Source organism: Tetragenococcus solitarius NBRC 100494 (assembly GCF_001544195.1).
Classification (GTDB): domain Bacteria; phylum Bacillota; class Bacilli; order Lactobacillales; family Enterococcaceae; genus Tetragenococcus; species Tetragenococcus solitarius.
Genome location: NZ_BCPY01000042.1, coordinates 1 through 18519, shown reverse-complemented (window position 1 = coordinate 18519; position 18519 = coordinate 1). Strand labels below are relative to the sequence as shown.

20 protein-coding genes are annotated in these 18519 nt (G+C 36.6%); 19 read left to right on the top strand and 1 reads right to left on the bottom strand.

All coding sequences use genetic code 11. The features are described from left to right. Window positions 1-180: 180 nt before the first annotated feature. Complete coding sequence (locus TS1_RS10430; RefSeq protein WP_068710451.1) at window positions 181-1158, bottom strand: dipeptidase; 978 nt, start codon at window positions 1156-1158, stop codon at window positions 181-183. A gap of 298 nt (window positions 1159-1456) precedes the next feature. Here TS1_RS10430 and TS1_RS10425 point away from each other — a divergent pair, with 298 nt between their 5' ends. The 19 genes from TS1_RS10425 to TS1_RS10335 all read left to right on the top strand — a co-directional run bounded on the left by TS1_RS10425 (window position 1457) and on the right by TS1_RS10335 (window position 18333). Then, window positions 1457-2461 (top strand): glycosyltransferase family 4 protein, encoded by a 1005-nt coding sequence (locus TS1_RS10425; RefSeq protein WP_068710450.1) that lies wholly within the window; start codon window positions 1457-1459, stop codon window positions 2459-2461. A gap of 32 nt (window positions 2462-2493) precedes the next feature. Continuing rightward, window positions 2494-3732 carry a glycosyltransferase family 4 protein gene (locus tag TS1_RS10420; protein ID WP_068710449.1) on the top strand — a complete coding sequence of 413 codons (1239 nt, stop codon included), beginning with the start codon at window positions 2494-2496 and terminating at the stop codon, window positions 3730-3732. Window positions 3733-3801: 69 nt separating this feature from the next. Further along, complete coding sequence (locus TS1_RS10415; protein WP_068710448.1) at window positions 3802-4680, top strand: NAD(P)-dependent oxidoreductase; 879 nt, start codon at window positions 3802-3804, stop codon at window positions 4678-4680. Window positions 4681-4770: 90 nt separating this feature from the next. Beyond that, on the top strand, window positions 4771-5001 hold the full coding sequence (locus TS1_RS10410; protein ID WP_068710447.1) for a YkuJ family protein: 231 nt from the start codon (window positions 4771-4773) through the stop codon (window positions 4999-5001). 286 nt (window positions 5002-5287) lie between these two features. Next, on the top strand, window positions 5288-5728 hold the full coding sequence (gene fabT, locus TS1_RS10405) for a fatty acid biosynthesis transcriptional regulator FabT (protein ID WP_068710446.1): 441 nt from the start codon (window positions 5288-5290) through the stop codon (window positions 5726-5728). Window positions 5729-5738: 10 nt separating this feature from the next. Continuing rightward, a complete protein-coding gene (locus TS1_RS10400) occupies window positions 5739-6707 on the top strand; it encodes a beta-ketoacyl-ACP synthase III (protein ID WP_068710445.1) in 969 nt (322 codons plus the stop codon). 41 nt (window positions 6708-6748) lie between these two features. After that, window positions 6749-6973, top strand: a complete 225-nt coding sequence (locus tag TS1_RS10395; RefSeq protein WP_068710444.1) for an acyl carrier protein — start codon at window positions 6749-6751, stop codon at window positions 6971-6973. 192 nt (window positions 6974-7165) lie between these two features. Next, a complete protein-coding gene (gene fabD / locus TS1_RS10390) occupies window positions 7166-8086 on the top strand; it encodes an ACP S-malonyltransferase (RefSeq protein WP_068710443.1) in 921 nt (306 codons plus the stop codon). A gap of 15 nt (window positions 8087-8101) precedes the next feature. After that, entirely contained in the window at window positions 8102-8839 is a 738-nt protein-coding gene (fabG, locus tag TS1_RS10385; RefSeq protein WP_068710442.1) for a 3-oxoacyl-[acyl-carrier-protein] reductase, read from the top strand. A 42-nt stretch (window positions 8840-8881) separates the two neighbouring features. After that, window positions 8882-10117, top strand: a complete 1236-nt coding sequence (gene fabF, locus TS1_RS10380; RefSeq protein ID WP_068710441.1) for a beta-ketoacyl-ACP synthase II — start codon at window positions 8882-8884, stop codon at window positions 10115-10117. A 2-nt stretch (window positions 10118-10119) separates the two neighbouring features. Beyond that, window positions 10120-10611 (top strand): acetyl-CoA carboxylase biotin carboxyl carrier protein, encoded by a 492-nt coding sequence (gene accB, locus TS1_RS10375; RefSeq protein WP_068710440.1) that lies wholly within the window; start codon window positions 10120-10122, stop codon window positions 10609-10611. 11 nt (window positions 10612-10622) lie between these two features. Continuing rightward, window positions 10623-11042 (top strand): 3-hydroxyacyl-ACP dehydratase FabZ, encoded by a 420-nt coding sequence (fabZ, locus tag TS1_RS10370; RefSeq protein WP_174519343.1) that lies wholly within the window; start codon window positions 10623-10625, stop codon window positions 11040-11042. 7 nt (window positions 11043-11049) lie between these two features. Further along, a complete protein-coding gene (locus TS1_RS10365; RefSeq protein ID WP_068710438.1) occupies window positions 11050-12414 on the top strand; it encodes an acetyl-CoA carboxylase biotin carboxylase subunit in 1365 nt (454 codons plus the stop codon). A 12-nt stretch (window positions 12415-12426) separates the two neighbouring features. Next, complete coding sequence (gene accD, locus TS1_RS10360; RefSeq protein WP_068710437.1) at window positions 12427-13290, top strand: acetyl-CoA carboxylase, carboxyltransferase subunit beta; 864 nt, start codon at window positions 12427-12429, stop codon at window positions 13288-13290. 1 nt (window position 13291) lies between these two features. Beyond that, on the top strand, window positions 13292-14077 hold the full coding sequence (locus tag TS1_RS10355; RefSeq protein WP_068710436.1) for an acetyl-CoA carboxylase carboxyl transferase subunit alpha: 786 nt from the start codon (window positions 13292-13294) through the stop codon (window positions 14075-14077). Between the two features lie 336 nt (window positions 14078-14413). Further along, window positions 14414-15376: an alpha/beta hydrolase gene (locus TS1_RS10350; protein WP_083498299.1), complete on the top strand. Its 963-nt coding sequence runs from the start codon at window positions 14414-14416 to the stop codon at window positions 15374-15376. A 43-nt stretch (window positions 15377-15419) separates the two neighbouring features. Further along, the gene (locus tag TS1_RS10345; RefSeq protein ID WP_068710452.1) at window positions 15420-15941 is read left to right on the top strand and encodes an acyl-CoA thioesterase; all 522 of its coding nucleotides are present in this window, start codon (window positions 15420-15422) and stop codon (window positions 15939-15941) included. A 246-nt stretch (window positions 15942-16187) separates the two neighbouring features. Beyond that, window positions 16188-17087, top strand: a complete 900-nt coding sequence (locus tag TS1_RS10340; RefSeq protein ID WP_068710435.1) for an ABC transporter ATP-binding protein — start codon at window positions 16188-16190, stop codon at window positions 17085-17087. Further along, complete coding sequence (locus TS1_RS10335) at window positions 17080-18333, top strand: ABC transporter permease (protein WP_068710434.1); 1254 nt, start codon at window positions 17080-17082, stop codon at window positions 18331-18333. The genes TS1_RS10340 and TS1_RS10335 overlap by 8 nt, the downstream gene beginning before the upstream one ends. Window positions 18334-18519 lie beyond the last annotated feature (186 nt).

Here is an 18519-nt window from a genome sequence, read left to right as displayed (position 1 = left end):
AGAAAAAGAGACCAGGACAATTTTGCCCTGGTCTTTTTCTATGGAAAACCAAAAATCGATAAATAATGGACTCGCAAAAAGTTATTCAATCTTTAGTTAATGAATAAAGATTGAACTATTATTCAAAAACTAAAGATTGAATATAAAAAAACCGAGAATTTTTTCTCGGTTCTGATATGTTTAAACTAAAAAGTCTTGATACAAACGTAAAACGTTCTTATTAAAAATTTGGTCAACTTGCTCACTAGAAAAGTCAGATTTTAATAAGGCGTCATATAATTTAGGCATGACCGTTCCGTCTGGTAAATCAGCATGCACAGGTATACCATCGAAATCCGAACCTAAACCAATTGATTCAATTCCTCCCACATTATAAAGATGGCGGACGTGATGGCAAATTGCATTTATTAAAGAGCCTTTTTGTTTTTCATCCTTTAAAAAACTGTCAGAAAAATTAATGCCAATCACACCTCCGCGATCTGCAATTTTCTTGATTAAATCGTCAGATAAATTGCGGTAGTGCGAGCAAACTTGCCGTGCATTAGAATGACTTGCAACAAAAGGTCGATCTGTATATTGCAACACATCATTAACAAGGGCGTCTGAACCATGAGAAACATCAATGATCATTCCCAGTTCGTTCATTCGTTGAACGATATCAATCCCTTGGTTTGTTAGTCCTTTTTGTGTCTGATCCGTCAAACGTCCTTTGTCATCAGCAAAAGCAGCATTAGGATAACCGATTTCGTTTGGATAATTCCAAGTAAGTGTCATCATACGTACACCTAAGTCATAAAATTCTTCCAATTTTTCAATGCTGCCTTCAATAGGGGCGCCTTCTTCCATCGTTAGTAAGGCACTCATTCGTTGGTTTAGACCATTTTGTAAAATTTGTTCGTAATGAGTAACAGGGCGGATCTGGTCGTTATTTTCAGACATCTCTACGTAAAAAGCATCAATCATATTTTTAGCTTCTTCATAAGGAGAGTCAACTGAATTTTTATCAATAAAAATCGCAAAATTTTGTAATAAATAATCGCCTTCTTGCATTTTTGGAATATCTAATTGAAAATTATTTTTTTTCAGATGAGCGGGTCTATTTATTGGCGATTGGTAAATTTTCATGATAGTATCACAATGCATATCTACAACATTCATAAGTTAACCTCCATTTTTTAGTGCGTGTGTTAGTTTAAAGATACCATTTTTTGTAAAAAGAAACTAGTAAAAGACCGATTGTTTTCTTGGAAAGTTTTGGTTAATGGGCGAAAAAAGCGAAAATTTATATAATAGTTTCCAGATAAAAAACAAAAATGACGGAATGCTGTCTATTTAATATTTCCTCATTTTAGTAAAAAATAAAAAAACAAACGTTAATCTAAGTCCTCAGATGGAGTTAAGTTCAATTTAAAATATGATATACTATAATTGGAAAAAAGGAAAGGGGAATAAATCCTTGAAGGTGTTGCTTTATTTTGAAGGAGAAAAAATGCTGCAAAAGTCCGGTATCGGGCGAGCATTTGAGCATCAAAAAAAGGCATTAGAAAGTGCCGGAGTTGATTATACAACCGATGCTAAAAGCAACGATTACGATATTTTACATATTAATACCTATGGCTTGAACTCATGGAAGATGATTCGGCAAGCAAAAAGGCAAGGAAAAAAAGTCGTTTATCATGCTCATTCCAATGCCGAAGATTTTAAAAATTCGTTTTTGGGTTCTAATGCTATTGTATCTTTATATAAAAAATATATTGTAAATCTTTATTCCTCAGGGGATCATTTAATTACACCTACACTTTACGCCAAACGCATCTTGCAAAGTTATGGGATTCGAAAACCAATAGATGTAGTCTCTAATGGTATCAACCTTACCCAATATCGACCTGATACTCGAAAGGAACAGAAATTTCGCGACTATTTTCATTTAGCAGCTGATCAAAAAGTGATTATTTCTGTAGGGTTATATTTCCAACGGAAAGGGTTGATAGATTTTGTTGAAGTAGCTAGACATTTTCCGCAGTACAAATTTATCTGGTTTGGTCATATTTCTTTATATTCTGTACCTAAAGATATACGTAAGATTGTACAATATGATCACCCTGATAATGTAATCTTCCCTGGCTACATTAAAGGAAATATTATAGAAGGAGCATATTCCAATGCTGATTTATTTTTCTTTCCTTCCTATGAAGAAACAGAGGGGATTGTAGTTTTAGAGGCACTGGCAAGCTTGCAAAATGTACTTGTTCGTGATATTCCTGTGTATGAAGGTTGGTTACAAGATCGACAAAATTGCTATATGGGACATAGCAATGCTGAATTTAGCCGACTATTAGAAGGCATTGTAGAAAAAAGGCTGCCTGACCTTTCCAAAAATGGGTGGCAAACAGCTCAAGAAAAAAGTATCGAAAACATCGGTACAGAATTAAAAAATGTATACGAAATGGTGCTTTCTTAAAAATGGAAAGATTCTAGTTTGGAGGGAATTTTGTGAAAATCGGATTTTTCACAGATACTTACTTTCCTCAAGTAAGTGGAGTTGCTACGTCGATCAAGACATTAAAAGATGAATTAATTAAATTAGGACATGAAGTAATTATATTTACTACCACTGATCCTAACGCCCCAGAAGATGAGGAAGGGATTATTCGCATGCCAAGTGTGCCTTTTGTATCCTTTAAGGATCGCCGTATTGTTGTCCGTGGCATGTGGGATGCTTACATGATTGCCAAACACTTTGAGCTTGATTTGATTCATACTCATACAGAATTTGGAGCGGGTTTTTTAGGAAAAGTAGTAGGAAAGAAATTACATATTCCTGTTATTCACACTTATCATACAATGTATGAAGATTATTTACATTATATTGCGCACGGAAAAGTCGTTCGTCCGGCTCATGTGAAAGTTTTTTCGCGTATTTTTGCTAATCACACAACGGGGGTTGTCTGTCCTAGCGAACGAGTGATCACAACTTTAAAAAATTATGGTGTTGTCACACCAATGCGTGTGATTCCGACAGGTATAGAAACCAGAAAATTTAAACCAGACAAAGATACACCAGAAAAAAGTAAACAGTTGCGCTTGTCTCTAGGAATAAAAGAAGATGAAATACTTTTACTTTCTTTAAGCCGTGTTTCCTATGAAAAAAATATCCAGGCCTTGATCAAGCATTTGCCTGAAGTTTTACAAGTTAAACCCAATGTTCGCCTAGTCATTGTTGGTAAGGGTCCTTACGAAGAAGAATTGCAACAATTGGCTTATGATAAAGGAATAGCAGACAAAGTTATCTTTGTAGGAGAAGTGCCAAATGATCGAGTTGCATTGTATTATCAAACGGCTGATTATTTTGTTTGTACTTCGACTTCAGAAAGCCAAGGGTTAACCTATCTAGAGGCACTGGCATCAGGTACACAGCTTGTTGTTGAAGGAAATGATTATTTAGATCATCTGATTGATGACCCTTCATTAGGCATTACCTTTCAAACAGATGAGGCATTTGCTCCAACACTACTGTCTTATATGGACAAACGCCCGGCAAAAAATCAGGAAATTTTAGCTCGGAAAAAATATGAAATCTCCGTAGAAAATTTTGTTCAGTCGATGCTTGCTTTTTATAATGAATCTATTGTTTACTATGATTCGATAGAAAGACAAAAACAACAAACGGACCTTACTTTGAATGATAAAACAAAAAAACGTAAACGTTTATTTAGAGGGATTTTCCACTAATCGTTTTAAAAATCTGTATTTTCACGTATACTGAAAGTACAGATTTTTTATTTAGAAGGAGGAAGGATAATGAAAATAGGCTTTATAGGAACAGGCGTTATGGGGCACGCCATTGTAGAGAATTTAATCAATGCTGGTCATGAGTTATTTGTATATAACCGGACAAAAAGCAAAACAGACGATTTAGTTGCAAATGGTGCCAACTGGAAAGACACTCCTAAAGAAATTACAGAAGCAAGCCAAATTGTCTTTACGATGGTGGGATATCCGCAAGATGTAGAACAAGTATATTATGATGGAACCACAGGAATTTTTGCTAGCGATGTTAAAGGTAAAATTTTGGTAGATTTAACGACCAGTACACCTTCTTTAGCTGAAAAAATTTACCAAACAGCTAAAGACAAAGGAGCAAGTAGTTTAGATGCACCTGTTTCCGGAGGAGATTTAGGAGCAAAAAATGGAACACTAACGATTATGGTAGGTGGTGATCAAGCCGTTTATGATAAGGCAGTTCCTCTTTTCGAAAAAATGGGTAAATCTTATGTTTTACATGGTTCAGCGGGAAAAGGCCAGCATACAAAAATGGCCAATCAGATTATGATTGCAGGTACCATGACTGGTATGACAGAGATGTTAGCTTACAGCCAAAAAGCAGGGCTGTCTTTACAAAAAGTAATGGATACTTTGGCAGGCGGTGCAGCTGCAAACTGGTCAATGTCTAACTACGGACCGCGGATTTTAAAAGAAGATTATTCGCCAGGATTTTTCGTTAAACACTTTATTAAAGATTTAAAAATTGCTTTAGATGAAGCCGAGAAAATGAAGCTTGATTTACCAAGCACTCATCTCGCTGCTCAGCTTTATGAAAAATTAGCAGACCAAGGGAATGAAAATGATGGAACACAAGCGCTAATCAAGCTTTGGTGGAAAGACCAAACAAATTCATAAATTCTAAAAAAAATTGGAAAAAACATCCACAAGACCTAGTCTTTTTGTTAGAATGTAACAGAAATGTGAATAAAAGAGGAGGCACTTAGGATGCAAAATTCCCAATTAGTTGCTATCATCAAACGACTTGAAGCGATGGTCGAAGCACAAGATAGTGAAGTGCAAGTACGCCGTTTTGAAAAAGAAGGCGTTGAAAAATGTACAGTGACTTATGATAATACAACAGAAACATTTGAATTGACTGAAGCCCAAACCAATCAAGCTTATCAGTTTGATAATATTGATATTGTAGCAATGGAGATTTATGACTTAATTCAATAAAAAAGCCCGAGAAGCAGGTTGAAATCAACTGTTTCTCGGCTTTTTTTGTTAAATTTAATTTTTCTATTTAATTAAAAAAAGTTAAAAAAAGAAGGGGTTGAAACAAAGCTATTTACACAAAAACATAGTATGTTAAAATTATTTGCAAGTCAAACTAAATTTACATTCTTTTTTAGCGTTTACAAAATGAGGAATCGAAAAAATAAGGTTGCATTTTTTTTGCGTTTCATTTATAGTTTGAATATCAAATCGTTTGATAATCAAACTATTCGGATGGTGTTAGTTAATGGAATCCAATTTTGAGCGGATCAATACATTATTAGTGGAGGCTTTTAATGATATTTTAGCGATCGAAGAGTCAGAATTAAAAAAGTCACAATTTAATGATTTATCGATCACTGAGATGCATACGATTGAAGCAATCGGCATGTATAAAAAAAAGACCACTTCTGAAGTAGCTAAGGAACTTTCGATCACAGTTGGAACATTGACCATTGCGATCAACCGTTTGGTAAAAAAAGACTATGTCGAACGTCTCCGTAGTGAAGATGATCGACGGGTTGTCAAATTAGGTTTGACCAAAAAGGGGAGATTGATTTTCCGTGTTCATCAACGTTTCCATATGGAAATGGTAAAAAGTATTTTATATGGCATGGATGACAAAGAATCTTTAGCTTTACAAAAGGCTTTAGAAAACCTTCACGATTTCCTACAAGATTATAAGTGAGTGTAATTGAATGAATAGTTTTGGACAGATCACACAGACCGCGAGTTACCTTCCTGAAAAAACGGTAACTAATGACCAATTAGCCCAATTTATGGACACCAGTGATGAATGGATTAGGACTCGCACAGGGATTAAGCAACGTCGTATTGCAATTAAAGAGAATACGTCAGATCTTTGTACTAAAGTAGCTGAAAAGTTGCTTGAAAAAAGTCATTATAGTGCTTCAGAACTTGACTTTGTCATTGTAGCTACGATGTCTCCTGATTACAATAGTCCTTCGGTTGCTTGTTTAGTACAAGGTGCAATCGGTGCGAATCAGGCCATGTGCTTTGATTTAAGTGCTGCTTGTTCAGGTTTTGTCTATGCCTTATCGATGGGCGATAAGATGATTCGTACGGGAGCTAAAAAAGGCTTGGTAATTGGTGGCGAAGTTATTTCTAAAGTATTAGATTGGACAGATCGCTCCACTGCAGTATTGTTTGGTGATGGGGCTGGTGGCGTTTTGCTAGAAGCCTCAGAAAAAGAACATATTACGGCCGAAAGTTTACAAGCGGACGGTAAGCGAGCGATGTCTCTGACTTCTGGTTTTACCGCTGTTAGTAATCCATATATCAAAGATGAAACACAGCAAAGCTCATACTTATCGATGGAAGGTCGAGAAATTTTTGATTTTGCGGTAAGAGATGTTGTAAAACAAATCAAAAAGGTGATGGACGAACAAAATCATACAGTCGATTATTTCTTGCTTCATCAAGCAAACGCGCGTATTTTAGATAAAATCGCGAAAAAAGTCAGCATTTCTAGGGATAAATTTTTACAAAATATGGATAAGTATGGCAATACTTCAGCTGCTTCAATTCCAATTTTATTAGATGAAGCAGTAGCTAGCGGGAAAATTGTTCTTGGAAATCAACAAAACGTGATACTTTCAGGTTTTGGTGGCGGGCTCACATGGGCAACTGTGGCAGTCATTTTATAAATTTGTTAATAAAAAAAGAAAAATATTGGAGGAATATAATTATGGTATTCGAAAAAATTCAAGAAATTGTGGCAGAAGAGTTAGATAAGGAAAAAGACGAAATTAAGTTGTCAACAAACATTCAAGAAGATTTAGAAGCAGACAGTTTAGACTTATTTCAAATTATCAATGAAATCGAAGACGAATTCGATGTAAAAATCGAGACAGATGAAAACATTCAAACGGTGGATGATTTAGTAAAATACGTAGAAAAACAACAAGCTTAATTTTAAAGGCTGGGCCGAAAGCCTAGCCTTTGCTTTTGCTGCAAATTTTTGCTAGTCAAAAGCAGAGAAAAATAGCAATTATCTGCGTAAGTTAAAATTATCTTTTATATGGAGATAAAAAATCGCATGACATACTTTCAACTTTAATTGTTATGTAATGATTTACAAACGATAGTGTTAAAGGAGCAACGGATGAAAACAGCATTTTTATTTAGTGGACAAGGTGACCAAACACCTGGTATGGGAAAAGAACTTTATGATCACTATGAGATTGTGAGAAAGACATTTGACCAAGCCTCACAGGTTTTAAACTATGATATGGCTAAACTATGTTTTACTGAAAATGAACAACTCGATCTGACCGAATATACCCAACCAGCGATTTTAACAGTAAGTATCGCTTTTTTACGTTTGTTAAAAGAAAAAGGAATAACGCCAGATGCCGCTGCGGGTTTAAGTTTAGGTGAGTACTCTGCCTTAGTCGCAAGTGAGGCTTTGGATTTTGAAACAGCTGTCGGTCTTGTTGCAAAGCGTGGAAAATATATGGCTGAAGCAGCACCTGCCGGCGTTGGGAAAATGGTAGCTGTGATGAATACACCAGCAGAAACTATTGAAAAAGCTTGCGAACAAGCAAGTGAATACGGAATCGTATCTCCGGCAAACTATAATACGCCTAAACAAATTGTCATTGGCGGGGAAAAAGAAGCCGTGGACCATGCGATGGATTTGCTGACCGAAGCTGGGGTACGTCGTATGGTAGTTTTAAATGTTAGCGGTCCTTTCCATACGAAGCTTTTAGAACCAGCGGCTCAAAAATTAAAAGAAACATTACAAGAAATAACATTTAACCAGATGCAAATTCCTGTGATTAGCAATACGACAGCTAAAGTAATGAAGCAGGATGAAATCAAAGATTTATTAGAACGACAAGTCAAGTCGCCTGTTCGATTTTACGAAAGTGTCGAAACGTTAAAAGAACTAGGGATTGAACGCGTCATTGAGGTCGGACCAGGAAAAACAATCAGTGGTTTTATGAAAAAGATTGATAAATCGATCCAAACAAATCGTGTTTCCGATCTGAAAACATTACAAGAAACTGAAGAGTTCATTTAATCAATGGAGGAATCTATGGAACTGCAAAATAAAAATGTATTTGTTACAGGTAGTACACGCGGCATTGGCTTAGCTATTGCCAAAGCTTTTGCCCAAAATGGCGCAAACATTGTACTGAATGGTCGTAAAGAAATTTCTGAAAAATTAATTGCCGAAATTGAAGCTTTTGAGGTAAAATGTATTGGTGTAGCAGGTGATATTTCTGATTTTTCAAGTGCAAAGGAAATGCTTAAACAAGCGCAAGAGCAGTTAGGCGAAATTCAGGTGTTAGTTAATAATGCCGGTATCAATAACGACAAATTATTATTGCGCATGAAAGAAGAAGATTTCGCAAGTGTTTTACAAGTAAACTTAACTGGGACATTTAATATGACTCAACAAGTATTAAAAAAAATGATGAAACAAAAAGCTGGTGTTATCATAAATATTTCCAGTGTTTCTGGCTTAATAGGTAATGTTGGCCAAGCTAATTATGCAGCAAGTAAAGCTGGAGTGGTTGGCTTTACTAAAACAGTTGCTAAAGAAGCAGCCCCACGTGGAATTACTTGTAATGCAATCGCACCTGGTTTTATTGCAACAGATATGACAGACGTTTTATCAGATAAAGTCAAGGCACAAATCAATGAAACTATTCCGTTGCAACACTTAGGAAAACCTGAGGACGTTGCTCAAACAGCTGTTTTCTTAGCAAAGAGTCCTTATATTACAGGTCAAGTTATTAGTGTGGATGGTGGATTAGTGATGCAAGGCTAAACAAATGTGATTGATCTTTTGCAAAATGGAGGGAGAAGCATTATGAATCGAGTAGTTATTACAGGGTACGGCGTTGTCTCACCAATTGGCAACGATGCAGAAACCTTTTTAACAAGTTTACAAAATGGAACAAACGGAATTGATAAAATTACAAAGTTTGATGCCGAAGATACTGGTGTTTCAGTAGCTGGCGAAGTGAAGGATTTCCCTTTAGAAAAGTATTTTAAGAAAAAAGATACCAAGCGTATGGATTTGTTTTCTCTTTACGGAATTTATGCTGCACTTGATGCTTTGGAGATGTCTAAACTAGATACAAGCCAAACCGATATGGATCGCTTTGGCGTGATGGTCGGTTCAGGTATCGGTGGATTGCCTACAATTCAAGCACAAGTAACGCGCATGAACGAAAAAGGAGCAGACCGAGTTTCTCCGATGTTTGTGCCGATGTCTATTGTTAATATGGTTGCTGGAAATATTGCTATGCGTGTAGGTGCAAAAGGAATTTGTACTTCAACGGTTACCGCATGTGCCTCTGGGAATAATTCTGTGGGCGAAGCATTTCGCAATATCAAACATGGTTACCAAGATGTTATGCTTGCAGGTGGTTCTGAATCAACTATTTGTGAGATTGGCATTGCCGGATTTGCTTCTTTGACTGCTTTAAGTCGAAATGAAGATCCCGATCATGCTTCGACACCTTTTGATAAAGATCGTTCTGGTTTTGTTATGGGAGAAGGTGCAGGAGTTCTTTTAATGGAATCCTTAGAACATGCTAAAGCGCGCGGGGCTAATATTATTGCTGAGGTGGTTGGTTATGGCGCTAATTGCGATGCTTACCACATGACAGCACCTAACCCAGATGGTTCAGGTGCCGGTAAAGCGATGAAATTAGCGATGGAAGAAGCTCAAATAACTCCTGAACAAATCGGTTATGTAAATGCCCATGGAACAGCCACACCAGCCAATGATGTATCAGAAGCAATAGCGATTCATTATGGTTTGGGTGAACATGGCAAGAATGTTTATGTCAGCAGTACAAAATCAATGACAGGCCACCTATTAGGAGCTGCTGGTGGAATTGAATCTGTGGCTTCAGTATTAGCTTTACAACATCAATTCGTACCTGCTAGCATTAACATTACTGAACAAGATCCAGACATTGACTTGAATGTGGTAAAAAATCATAGTATTGATGCTGATTTAGACTATGTTTTGAGTAATTCAATGGGATTTGGCGGTCATAACGCAGTATTATTGATGAAACGCTGGGAGGCATAAGGATGCAACAAGAAGAATTAAAAGAACTGATTGCAATTTTTGACCAATCGTCTTTAACTGAATTTGATTTAAAAGATGGAACTTTCGAATTATATTTTAACAAAACGGCGGCAGCTAGAAGCCAAGCGGGACAAACCAGTCAGGCAAATAATGGCAGCCAAACGGTTGACTCTACTGTAGAACCAACACAACAACCAGTTGTACAACAAACGGTTCAACCAAAAACAACTGAGCCCAAAGAAGAGGTAGTGGAAGGAACAAATATTGTTTCTCCAATTGTGGGAGTTGCTTACTTACGACCAGCACCTGAAAAACCAGACTTCAAAAAAGTTGGAGATCACATCGAAGCTGGTGAGGTTGTTTGTATTGTGGAAGCTATGAAAATGATGAATGAAATTACTAGTGACGTATCTGGTGAAATCGTCGAAGTATTAGTAGAAAATGAACAAGTGGTTGAGTTTAACCAACCATTGTTCCGGGTGAAAGAAGGCTAAGTATGTCAGTAATGAATATTCAAGAAATCAAAGAAATTATTCCTCATCGTTTCCCTATGCTTTTAATTGATCGTATCGAAGAATTAGAAGAAGGAAAACGAATTGTGGCCAAAAAAAACGTTACCGTCAATGAACCTTTTTTTCAAGGGCATTTTCCTCATGAACCAGTAATGCCTGGAGTTTTAATTGTAGAGGCAATGGCCCAAGCAGGCGCTGTTTCTCTACTTAGTTTAGAACAATTCCGAGGAAAAACTGCTTATTTTGGTGGGATTGATAAAGCGAAATTTCGCCAAAAAGTGACCCCTGGTGATACACTAATGTTAGAAGTCGAACTTTTGAAAGTGAAAGCTTCTGCCGGCATTGGTAAGGGTGTTGCTCGTGTTGATGGAAAAAAAGTGGCGGAAGCAGAATTAACGTTCATGATTGGATAGGTGAATTATGTTTTCAAAGATTTTAGTTGCAAACCGCGGGGAAATCGCGGTACGGATTATACGTGCTTGTCGCGAATTAGGAATTCATACAGTTGCAGTTTATTCTGAAGCGGATAAAGACGCATTACATGCGGAATTGGCTGATGAAGCCGTTTGTATTGGACCTGCTCGTTCAACGGATTCTTATTTAAATGTTCAGCAAATCTTAAGTGCAGCAATTGTAACAAAAGCAGAAGCCATTCATCCAGGTTTTGGTTTTCTTTCAGAAAATGCGCGTTTTGCTGAGATGTGTGAAGAGATGAATGTCGTTTTTATTGGTCCCAAAAGTAAAACGATCGATGATATGGGAAATAAAATTAACGCCAGAAAATTAATGCGAGAAGCTGATGTTCCAGTGATTCCAGGAAGTCCTGGAGCGATTAGTGACGTTGAAGAAGCCGTTCAGATCGCAGATGAAATAGGCTTTCCAATCATGCTAAAAGCTGCTGCTGGCGGCGGGGGCAAAGGAATTCGCAAAGTTTATGATAAGGAAGACTTACCTCACCATTTTTCTTCGGCCCAGCAAGAGGCGAAAGCGGCATTTGGCGATGATTCCATGTATATTGAAAAGATCATTTATCCAGCTCGTCACATTGAGATTCAAATTCTAGCCGATAATTTTGGACATGTGGTACACTTAGGAGAAAGAGATTGTTCTTTGCAGCGTAACAACCAAAAAGTTTTGGAAGAATCTCCTTCTGTAGCAATCGATGAACAAAAACGACAAGAGATCGGTATGACTGCGGTAAAAGCAGCACAAGCTGTTGATTATTGTAATGCTGGAACGATCGAATTTTTAATGGATGAAGAGGGTAATTTTTATTTCATGGAAATGAATACTCGAATTCAAGTAGAACATCCAATCACAGAGATGGTTACTGGAATTGACATCGTTAAAAAACAATTGGAAATTGCTAGTGGTCAAGAATTAGCTCTTGAGCAAAAAGATATTCAGTTTAAAGGACATGCAATTGAATGTCGTATTAATGCTGAAAATCCGGCATTTAATTTTGCACCTTCTCCTGGTAAAATTGAAAACTTATTACTACCAGCTGGTGGAATGGGAATTCGTGTAGAAAGTGCAATGTATTCTGGCTATACGATTCCGCCATATTATGATTCAATGATTGCTAAAGTAATTGCTTATGCTGATACACGTTTAGAAGCATTGATGAAAATGCAGCGAGCATTAAGCGAATTAGTGACAGATGGGATTGTAACGAACGCAGAATTTCAATTAGATTTAATTAGTCATCCTAAAGTTTTATCTGGTGATTATAATACTGCCTTTTTACAAGAAGAATTTTTACCAAACTGGACACCTGAAGATTAGGAGGCGCAGTAAATGGCATTGTTTAAAAAGAAAAAAGATTATATCAAAATCAATCCTAATCGTAATGCGACACCTATGAACGAGCCCACTGTTCCTGATGACATGTGGGCCAAATGTCCAAGTTGTAAACACATTTTATATACCAAGGAAATGGGTGAAGAAAAAGTCTGCCCTAACTGTGGATATAATTTCCGCATTAGCGCTAGTCAACGGCTTACATTGATTGCAGATGAGGATACTTTTGAAGAATGGGACACAGATGTTCATACAAAAGATCCACTTGATTTTCCAGGCTACCAAGAAAAAATAAAGAAAATGCAAGAAAAAAATCATTTACACGAAGCGGTTTTAACTGGTGTTGCGGATATATCCGGTGAGCGGGTCGCTCTTGGTATTATGGATTCTCATTTTATTATGGCTAGTATGGGAACTGTTGTTGGTGAAAAAATCACGCGACTATTTGAAAAAGCCACAAAACAACAATTACCTGTTGTTTTGTTTGTTGCCTCGGGCGGGGCACGGATGCAAGAAGGAACTCTTTCCTTGATGCAGATGGCCAAAGTCTCGGCAGCTGTAAAAAAACATAGCAATGCTGGATTACTTTACTTAACTATTTTAACTGACCCGACTACCGGAGGCGTTACGGCAAGCTTTGCGATGCAAGGAGATATTATTATTTCCGAACCGCAAGCGCTCATTGGTTTTGCCGGTAGACGAGTCATCGAAAATGCAATCAAACAAGAATTACCGGAAGATTTTCAGCGAGCAGAATTTCTTTTGGAACATGGTTTTATAGACCAAATCGTTGCGCGGAAAGAATTAAAAACGCGGATTTACGAACTGGTTCATATGCATACAATGAAAGGGTGGCGTTAAAATGGAAAGATCTGCACATGAGATCGTTCAATTGGCTCGTGACCAAAAACGCCTCACTTCTTTAGATTATATTGAACGAATCTTTGAAAACTTTCAAGAATTTCACGGAGACCGTTATTATGCAGATGACGAAGCTGTGGTTGGGGGGATTGCCCTACTGGATGGAAAACCAGTCACGGTGATTGGCATCCAAAAAGGGAAAAATTTACCGGAAAATTTAAAACGTAATTTTGGCTCGGCAAAACCTGAAGGCTACCGTAAAGCATTACGACTAATGAAGCAAGCGGAAAAGTTTGGGCGTCCGATCGTTACTTTCATCAATACTTCTGGTGCGTTCTCTGGTGTTAGTGCAGAAGAACGTGGGGAAGGTGAGGCGATAGCCAAAAATTTATTTGAAATGGCCGATCTAAATGTTCCCATTATTTCAATTATTATCGGTGAAGGCGGTAGTGGGGGAGCATTAGCGCTAGCTGTAGCTGATGAAGTTTGGATGTTGGAAAATTCAATTTATGCAGTATTGCCACCAGAAAGCTTTGCTTCGATTTTGTGGAAAGATAGTAGTCGTTCCGATGAAGCGGCAGATTTAATGAAGATTACGGCTCAAGAATTGAAAGAATTAGATGTTGTTGAGCAAGTTATCCCAGAATCGTTTCGCGGCGAACCTATATCAGAAGAAGCAATCTTACGCCGAGTCAAAGCTGATCTAACATGGAAATTAAATGATCTTGCGAAAAAAGCTCCAGATCAATTAGTCCAAGAACGATATGAACGTTTCCGTAAATATTAAGAAAAATCACCGAGTTACCGTTAATCGGTGATTTTTAATTATGAAGGGAAGTATGGAGAATGTCCCTTCATTATGAGTAAAAAGAGGGGAAGTATGAGTGACGTTCCTTCATTTGGAATGAAATAAGGGAAAGTATAGGCGACATCCCTTCATTTAGAATAAAAAGAAGGGAAGTTTAAATGACTTTCCTTCTTTTCTATGTAAAAAAACTAGAAAGATATTTTCGGTACTACTAAAATAGATACACGAAAAAATAAAGTAGGAGAAAAAAGAGTATAGAATATAATAAATGATATAATTGAAAAATGATTTAAAGAAAATTGAGGTGAATTCAAAATGAAAATAACCGATGATATGATCCACCCTGAATTGCGTACTTTCGGAAAAATCATTCGTTCTAGTTTTCATTTTAAAAATGAAAATACATTCCGTCGAATGCAGAAGGTACTGAATCTCACACGCAATTTTTTACGACCTAAAAATTTACAATGGAAAAATTATAGAACGATTTCTCCTCATAATGAACAGTTAAACTTTGCAGTCGTTAAAAGTAATCAGCCGCAAAACAATGCAGTAGGTCTTCTTTGGATACATGGAGGAGGTTATGGTTTAGGCGTTCCGGAACAAGAAGGTGGTTTTGTAAAAAAATTTATTGATGCAGCTAACTGTGTTGTTGTATTACCAGATTATCGTTTATCGATCGAGGCTCCTTTTCCTGCAGCTTTAGAAGATTGCTATGATACCTTACTTTGGATGAAAGACCATGCTGCTGAGTTAGGTATTCGCTCTGATCAAATTTTTGTGGGTGGAGATAGTGCAGGCGGTGGTTTAGCCGCGGCGGTCTCGCTTTTAGCACGTGATCGCAACGAAGTCAATATTGCTTTTCAAATGCCATTTTACCCAATGCTTGATGACCGCATGATTACGCCATCGTCACAAGATAATGATGCTCCTCTCTGGAACACACGGGCAAATCAAGTGGCTTGGCAAATGTATTTACAAGATAACTATCAGACAGAAAAGGTGTCAAGTTACGCTGCACCTGCTAGAGCCAATAACTATCATCATTTACCGCCGACTTACACATTTGTCGGTGATATTGAACCATTTTACGATGAAACGAGAGTCTATATTAAGAACTTACAACAAGCAGGTGTTGAAGCTGCTATAGAAGTTTATCCAGGATGTTTTCATGCTTTTGACCAATTTATTCAAACAAAAGTAGCGCAAGAAGCAACAATAAATTATTTGGCTCATTTTATTTATGCTACGAAACATTATTTTGAAGCTCAAGTGTAATTTACAGGAACAATTTCGCATGAAGAAAGTAGGGAGAAAAAATATGGAGGAATCTTGTTATTGCCGACAATCAAAAGTCATTCAAAATCATCGTATTTTCCCATCTGATCTCAATCCCTTCGGGGCTTTGTTTGGCGGGAAGTTGATGACGTTTATAGACGATGCATCGTCTATTTCGATTACTAGACATTGTAGAAGAGGTGCTGTCACGGCTTCAATTGATCAAATGAATTTTTTAAAACCACTTGAAAGTAATCATTCTGTGTGTGTTGAATCTTACGTATCCGGTACACATCATAAATCAATGGAAGTCTTTGTCAAAGTCATTGGAGAAAACCTTGTGACAGGTGAACGTTATCTAGCTGCTACTTGCTTTACAACTTTTGTCGCCGTACCTTCTCACATGAATGAAGAAAAAGAATTTATGGTACCTAAAGTCATACCAGAAACGTCCGAAGAAAAAAAGGTTTGTGAAGGTTATGAAAAAAGAAGGCAGCAAAGACTTGCCGAACGTCAAGAATACAAAGAGTTTGCTGCCCAACTTTCGACAGAATTACCGTGGTAAATTCAATAAAAAAATAGAAATTTTAAACAAAGACAACAAACAGTTTTGTAAATGCTGTTTGTTGTTTTTTTATAGTAATTTAACATAAAAAATTAGCAATATTTTTCTAAGTTTGCACTTTTTATTAAGGTAAGGTACCATTAAAATGCCCAAAGCTATTTGTTATTTTATACTTTATGTGGGAGAAGTAATTTTAATAGTTGACAGTGGATTTTAGTAATTGTTTTGCAAAAAGGGGTTGATCATATGTTGGAAGTAAAAAAATTGTCGAAATCTTTTGATAATTATAAAGCGCTCGACGATTTAACGTTTACGATTAACAAAGGGCAAATTATGGGGTTGATTGGACAAAATGGTGCGGGAAAAACAACAACTTTTCGTTTGATTCTTAATTTTTTACAAGCAGACCAAGGTGAAATTTTATGGAATGGCCATCGATTAAGTCCAAAAGAATACAACATTATTGGCTATTTACCAGAGGAACGCGGGTTATATCCACGTGTTACCGTGCAAGATCAGTTGATTTATTTTGCGCGTTTAAGAGGAAAAACAAAAAAAGAAATTTTACCTAAAATTGATGACTGGATGGATAAATTTCAGGTAAAAGGAAAAAAGACAGATAAAGTTAAAACACTATCTAAGGGAAACCAACAAAAAATTCAGTTGATCGCTACATTAATTCATGAGCCAGAACTGGTTATATTGGACGAACCTTTTAGCGGATTAGATCCAGTAAATGTCGAACTTTTAAAAAATGGGATTATTGAACTAAAAGAAAAAGGTTCTTGTGTGATATTTTCCAGTCATAATATGGATAATGTCGAAAAAATATGTGATCATTTGGTGATGTTAAATAACGGGGTCTGTGTTTTAAAGGGGAATGTACAAGCGATCAGAGAATCTTTTGGGCGAACGAAGATCTTTTTAGAAGCTGGCCTATCAAAAGATGAAGTGGATAAAATACCTGGAGTTATAAGTACTATAGAACAAGATACGGGATTTTTAGAGATTACGCTTGATGATCCTGAAGTAGGCAAAGCAATTTTTAAAAAAGCAACAGCAGAAGGCTACATTCCTATGTTTAATCAACAGCCACCTACTCTAGAGGAGATATTTAAACGAAAAGCAGGTGATCAACATGAATAAATTCTGGATTATTGCTGGAGATGTTTATAAGAAAAATGTACGTTCGGTTTCATTTTTGATCATGCTACTCGTTCCTTTTATACTGGGAGGAATTGTCTACGCAGCAGGGTATTTTGGCAGTCAAAGCGGCGAAGTAGACAAGATTGGCATTACCTCTTCTTCAACAGAGTTAGCCGAAGGGATTAGTAGCTTGGCACCGCAAGACTATGAATTTCAAGTCATAAAAAATCAAGAGACGGGTGAAAAAGAGTTATCCGCTGAAAAAATTGATGCGTTATTTGTGGTTGATGTGGGAGAAAATAATCAACTTGATGGGAAACTGTATAGTGAGTCTAGTATGGGGCAATCTGTTGAATTGACTTTACAACAAGTATTAGATTCTATACAAACCAATATGCGAGCACAAGAGTTAGGGTTATCCATGGAGGAAGTGTCTAGCTTAAATGAACCTGCCTCATTTGAGAAACAATCTGTTAGTTTTAACGAAGCAGGAGATATGCAACTGGGTGAAGACGATGATGCTTTTAATTATGTTATTAGTTTTGCTGCAACAATTATTTTATTTGTTTTTATTATTACTTACGCTGGTATCATCTCTCAAGAGATCGCTTCAGAAAAAGGTACCCGCATTATGGAAGTGATTTTATCCAGTACACGTGCCCAAACTCATTTCTATGGGAAACTCTTTGGCATCTTAATGGTCGCTTTTACACAAATGATTGTTTATGCTGCAGCATTTGTTATTAGCTATCAGTGGTTAAAGAACCTTGAAGTAGTCAAAAACATTTTAGATTCTATTTCTTTAAAGGGAGTTTTTGGTACTTTTCTTATATTTACCCTGTTCTTTTTGCTTTTAGGCGTTTTTATCTATGCTGTTTTAGCAGCACTTTGTGGTTCTTTGGTAACAAAGACCGAAGATACGTCCAAAGTGATTCTACCTGTAACTTACTTGTCTTTAATCGGTTATCTATTAGGGATTGCTTTAGGTTCGTTTGATCCAGGTAATATTATCGTTCGAATCACGTCTTATATTCCATTTTTATCTTCTTATTTAATGCCGATTCGATTAGCTAATGAAACAGCTTCTATTCAAGAAGCATCTATCTCTTTAGTGATTTTAATTGCAACGACAATTCTGCTGACACTAGCTTCAGCTAAGATGTACAAATCGAATGTCTTAGTCTATAATGATAAAGGACTCTTAGCAACGCTAAAACAATCGTTTACTTTAATGAAAAATAAATAAATTTGAGTGGCTCTAAAAACTAGGGTTCTTATCTAGTTTTTAAAGCCATTTTATAAAATAACTCTGTTTAAACGTTGACAATGGTTTTATAACTAGTATAATAAATTTTAACGTATGAAACAGATTTTAATTCTGTATTATTTTTAGGAGGGTGAAGATGAAAAAGAGTCATTTATTAGGGAAAGT